This is a genomic window from Inquilinus sp., from assembly GCF_057815775.1.
This window is the reverse complement of record NZ_JBYRFX010000668.1, coordinates 1-2,089: the sequence shown is the minus strand read 5'-3', so window position 1 is coordinate 2,089 and position 2,089 is coordinate 1. Positions and strand designations below refer to the sequence as shown.

General features: G+C 71.0%; 3 protein-coding genes. 1 reads left to right on the top strand and 2 read right to left on the bottom strand.

Features of this window, described 5'->3' with window-relative positions:
• Together AC3XYG_RS23220 and AC3XYG_RS23215 are read right to left on the bottom strand one after the other, a co-directional pair.
• Positions 1–602: FecR family protein (locus tag AC3XYG_RS23220; protein WP_489142236.1), on the bottom strand; the 602-nt coding region annotated here is incomplete at its 3' end.
• 106 nt (positions 603–708) lie between these two features.
• Positions 709–1,224: a sigma-70 family RNA polymerase sigma factor gene (locus tag AC3XYG_RS23215; protein ID WP_489142235.1), complete on the bottom strand. Its 516-nt coding sequence runs from the start codon at positions 1,222–1,224 to the stop codon at positions 709–711.
• Positions 1,225–1,604: 380 nt separating this feature from the next.
• Here AC3XYG_RS23215 and AC3XYG_RS23210 point away from each other — a divergent pair.
• Positions 1,605–2,089, top strand: a 485-nt coding sequence (locus AC3XYG_RS23210; RefSeq protein WP_489142237.1) for an alpha/beta fold hydrolase, incomplete at its 3' end; no start/stop codon positions are given.

Genomic DNA, 2,089 nt, shown 5'->3' with positions numbered 1-2,089 from the left:
GCGACCGAGACGGCGCTTTCGGTCACGGCGACCGTGACCTCGTCATCCCGGCGATGCACCACGAACTGGGTGCCGAGCGCGGTGCTGCGCCCCGGCCCGGCGGCGACCCGGAACGGACGCGCCGCATCCTTGGCCACCGTGAACTGGGCCCGGCCGCGGTCGAGCGAGACCTGGCGCAGCGCCGGCGAGAACGCCAGCGACAGCGCGGTGTCGGCATCGAGGTCCACCTGGGTGCCGTCCTCCAGCATCACCGTCCGCAGCTCGCCGGTGCCGGTCCAGATGTCGCTGGTCAGCGCCGTCGGCAGCCCGGTCAGCGCCACCACCCCGCCGAGCCCGGCAAAGGCCAGGCCGCCGGCCAGGACGCGGCGGCGGCCGAACAGTGGCGAACGAAGGCGCACCACCGGCTGCGGCCGCGGGTCGGCAATATGGTCGAGATCGGCCCAGATCCGGGCCAAGGCGTCGAATTCCCGGCGATGGGCCGGATCGGCGCCGAGCCAGGTCTGGAACGCGATGCGATCCGCGGCCGAGGCGTCGCCGGCATTCAACCGGACAAACCATTCGAGGGCCTGGTCCCGGGCGCTGTGCTGGGGATGGAGATCCATGGTCTCGGGCATGTCTTCCGTCGATCGGGGGGCGATCTGGTCCGCTTCGGGCACTGGGCCCGATAGGATGACGAAACCGGGCGGCCGCCCCCTCACCTCCCCATGATCAATCGAGCAGGCCTCGCATGCGGTCGCGGCAGTGGGCCAGCGCCTTCATCACATGCTTCTCGACCATGCTCTTGGAAATTTCCAGCCGGCGGGCGATCTCGCCATGGCTCAGCCCGTCGAATTTGTGCAGCAGGAACACCTCTCGGCATTTCGGCGGCAGCTCCGCCACCGCCTGTTCCAGGATGCGCAGCCGCTGGCGGTGGTCGAGCACCGCCTCCGCCCCCGGCGCGTCGCAGGGCTGGTCGTCGCCGAATTCGGCCGGCAGCAGGGTGCGGGCCCGGGCGGCATCGCCCCGGATCCGGTCGCGGGCCAGGTTGTCGGCGACGCGGAACAGGTAAGCCTGGGGATTCTGCAGCTCCGGCATGGTCTCGGCCCGATGCAGCCGCAGCCAGGTGTCCTGGGCCACGTCCGCCGCCGCACTGGCGCTGCCGAGCCGGCGCGTGAGATGGCGCAGCAGCTCCTGATAATGGTGCCTCAGCAGCACCAGCAGCGAGGACCGATCCTGCTCGGCCATCCCTTGATTTCACCCCCGGAACGAGAAACGCCGGGACCTTAGGTTAAATGCAAGTAATTCGCAATTGCAGATTTGCTGACTGGGGATGGCAGATTGAGGTCAGGCCTCGCTTCTAGTGTCATTGCCCGGCTCGACCGGGCAATCCAGGGGCCACAAGGAGCCGCTCCGACCGCCCCTGGATGCCACGGTCAAGCCGTGGCATGACAATCGGGAGAGGCAGAGACGGTTGTCTCAAGGCCGGCGCCGCGATCACCATGCCGGCATGGAACCAGGAGCATGACATGACGCAGATGGCGGTCGGGGATCTGTCCTTCGAGGTCGAGCGGTTCGGCGATCCCGGCCGGCCGCCGATCCTGCTGGTGCAGGGCCTGGCGCAGTAGCTGATCGACTGGCCGAAGCCGCTGATCGATGCGCTGGCCGCAGCGCATCACGTCGTCGTCTTCGACAATCGCGACACCGGCCTGTCGGCCAAGTTCGGCCCTTGCCGGTCCGACCAGGACGGCGCCGAGACGCCCTACACCCTGTACGACATGGCGGCGGACACGGTCGGGCTGATCGACGCGCTGGGCCTCGGCCGCGTCCATCTGCTCGGCTATTCCATGGGCGGGCGGATCGCCCAGATCGTCGCCGCCCGCCATCCCGGCCGGGTGCGGTCGCTGGCCTGCCTGATGTCCTCCGGCGGCCCGGCCGGGGTCCAGGCGGCGCCGCACATCCGCGAGGCGCGGGGCGCGGCCCGGCCGCCGGCGCTGCGGCGGGCGCCCGCCAGCGACCGGTTCCCCCGCCCGGCCGCGCTGTTCGATGGCGACGCCCTGGGGACGCCGGCGGCGGAGCGGCGGGCGCGGATCCCCGCGGCGGGGGCGCGCGG